Annotated in this window: 3 protein-coding genes; all 3 read left to right on the top strand. The window is 73.1% G+C overall.

What is annotated here, in order from left to right; translation table 11 throughout:
• Window positions 1-358 precede the first annotated feature (358 nt).
• A complete protein-coding gene (locus E4099_RS31030; protein ID WP_135342432.1) occupies window positions 359-1,519 on the top strand; it encodes a GAF domain-containing sensor histidine kinase in 1,161 nt (386 codons plus the stop codon).
• 64 nt (window positions 1,520-1,583) lie between these two features.
• Window positions 1,584-2,213, top strand: a complete 630-nt coding sequence (locus E4099_RS31025) for a response regulator (protein WP_135342433.1) — start codon at window positions 1,584-1,586, stop codon at window positions 2,211-2,213.
• 253 nt (window positions 2,214-2,466) lie between these two features.
• Entirely contained in the window at window positions 2,467-2,676 is a 210-nt protein-coding gene (locus E4099_RS31020; RefSeq protein WP_135342431.1) for a chaplin, read from the top strand.
• Window positions 2,677-2,795: the final 119 nt, after the last annotated feature.

The raw sequence follows: 2,795 nt of genomic DNA, 5'->3' as shown, positions 1-2,795 counted from the left end.
GATTCGGGGTTTACGGGGGGTTCTTCTCTCCACTAAGGCGCTTCGTAAGTGATCTGGGTCCTATGCCCGGGCTCACACGGGGACCCCTTTGCTCTCGCTCTCTGTGCGCGAGTGAATACAGGAACACGGGCTTTTCGGGCTATTGAGGCGGAGACCCGTATAGCGGATGACTCGGTAGAGACCGGGACGGACCCGCGAGGCGGCCCCGGAACGGCCGGACCCCGGGCCCGGGAAGCCGGGGCACCGAACGCCTCCACCGAGGGCGGCGGGTGCGCCGGGACGGCCTAGTCCCCAAGGCCTACGTATCGGCCGCCGCCGGTCCGATACGGCCCCGCCGGGCCGCGGATACGGTGATCCCATGAATACGGCACCAAGCAGCGACCCCGGAGCCGGGCTGTCGCGGGTGAGTCGCGCGCTCCTGGCCATGAACCGGCATCTGGACGTGCGCGAGGTGCTCCACACGATCGTCGTCTCGGCCCGGCAGCTGCTGGACGCCGAGTACGCGGCCCTCGGCGTCCCCGACGACCACGGCGGCTTCGCCCAGTTCGTGGTGGACGGGGTCAGTGACGAGGAGTGGAAGGCCATCGGCCCGCTGCCCCGCCAGCACGGCATCCTCGCCGCCATGCTCAAGGACGCCACCCCGCAGCGGCTGGCCGACGTCCGCGAGGACCCCCGCTTCGGGGGCTGGCCCGAGGCCCACCCGGAGATGTCCGACTTCATCGGTCTGCCGATCGCCGACGGCGACGAGGTGCTGGGCGCCCTGTTCCTGGCCAACAAGAGGTGCCCCAAGCCGGCGGGCAGCTGCGGCTTCACCGCCCGGGACGAGGAACTGCTCGGCACCCTGGCCCAGCACGCCGCCATCGCGCTCACCAACGCCCGGCTCTACGAGCGCGGCCGGGAGCTGACCATCGCCTCCGAGCGCGCCCGGCTCGCCCATGAGCTGCACGACGCCGTGGCGCAGAAACTGTTCTCGCTGCGGCTCACCGCCCAGGCGGCGACCGCCCTGGTCGACCGCGATCCGGCCCGCGCCAAGACCGAGCTGCAGCAGGTCGCGGCGCTGGCCGCGGAGGCCGCCGACGAGCTGCGGGCCGCCGTGGTCGAGCTGCGCCCCGCGGCCCTGGACGAGGACGGGCTGGTCGCCACCCTGCGCACCCAGATCCAGGTGCTGGACCGGGCGCACACCGCCCGCGTCACCTTCGCGGCACGCGGCGTACGCGCCCTGCCCGCCGCCCAGGAGGAGGCGCTGCTGCGGGTGGCGCAGGAGGCGCTGCACAACGCGCTGCGGCACGCCGGCGCCGACCGGGTGGAGGTCACCCTCACCCGGCTGCGCCCCGGCGGCGCGCTGCTGCGGATCCAGGACGACGGCCGCGGATTCGACCCGGCCACCGTGCGGCGCGCCGGGCGGCACCTGGGCCTGGTGTCGATGCGCGACCGCGCGGGCGGGGTCGGCGGCAGATTGCGGGTGGAGTCGGCGCCCGGCAAGGGCACGGTGATCGAGATGGAGGTGCCCGGTGGCTGAATCGGAAGCGGCGCGGACGGGGTCCGGGGCGGACCGGTCCGGGGAGCGGCGGGGCGGTGGCAGGATCCGGGTGCTCATCGTCGACGACCACCAGGTGGTCCGGCGCGGGCTGCGGACCTTCCTGGAGGTACAGGACGACATCGAGGTCGTCGGCGAGGCCGCGGACGGTGCGGAGGGGGTGCTCCGGGCCACCGAGCTGCGCCCGGACGTGATCCTCATGGACGTGAAGATGCCGGGCATGGACGGCATCGAGGCGCTGCGCCGGCTCCGCGAGGCGGACAGCGCGGCCCGGGTCCTGGTGGTCACCAGCTTCACCGAGCAGCGCACCGTGGTGCCCGCGCTGCGGGCCGGCGCCGCGGGCTACGTGTACAAGGACGTGGACCCCGACGCCCTGGCCGGCGCCATCCGGTCCGTACACGCGGGGCATGTGCTGCTCCAGCCGGAGGTGGCGACGGCGCTGCTCTCCCAGGAGGAGGCGGGCGGCGGGTCGGGCCGGCAGAACCCGCTCACCGAGCGCGAGCGGGAGGTGCTGGCGCTGATCGCCGAGGGGCGCTCCAACCGGGAGATCGCCCGCGCCCTGGTCCTCTCCGAGAAGACCGTGAAGACCCATGTCTCCAACATCCTGATGAAGCTGGACCTGGCGGACCGCACCCAGGCGGCGCTCTGGGCGGTACGGCACGGGATCGGCGCCTGACCGGACCCGGGCCGGCGGAGGCGACGGCCCGGAAAGGCGCCCGAAAGGCCACGAAGGGCCCGGAAGATCGAGAAAGGCCCTACAGGGCCCCACAAGGCCCCGACAGGCCCCTACGGGAAGGTCATCGGCAGAGCAGAGATTCATACCGTCGGGTGTATGTCACCCGAACAGCGCAACCCGAGAGGACCTGGCCCGTTCTCCAGTGCGTGCCACGGCACATGGCCGCGGTATCACGCTAGGAGGAACTGACCAAGTGAAGAACATCAAGAAGATCGCTGCCCTCACCCTCGCGGCCGGCGGTCTGGCCATCGCCGGGGCCGGTGCCGCCTCCGCGGCGACGGGTGTCGTCTCGGGCAACGATGTGCAGGTCCCGGTCAGGGTCGGGGTGCACGTGTGCGACAACACCGTGAGCGTGATCGGCGCCGAGAATCCCGTGCTCGGCGGTTCCTGCACCAACCGCTGACCGTCGGCCGCACCTCGCGGCCGACCGCCCCGGGCCCCGCACTCCCACATCTGCGGTGCCCGGGACGTACCCCCGGCCCTCGCCCCGGTTTCCGGCTCTGCCGGCGGCGGGGGTCGGGG

Source organism: Streptomyces palmae, from assembly GCF_004684805.1.
GTDB classification, from domain to species: domain Bacteria; phylum Actinomycetota; class Actinomycetes; order Streptomycetales; family Streptomycetaceae; genus Streptomyces; species Streptomyces palmae.
Note: the sequence above shows the minus strand (reverse complement) of the source record. Positions and strands in the feature narration are given on the sequence as shown.

What these genes read in the sequence shown, in the direction of transcription:
- E4099_RS31030 (WP_135342432.1), top strand. Translation starts at nt 359, where the DNA reads ATGAATACGGCACCAAGCAGCGACCCCGGAGCCGGGCTGTCGCGGGTG.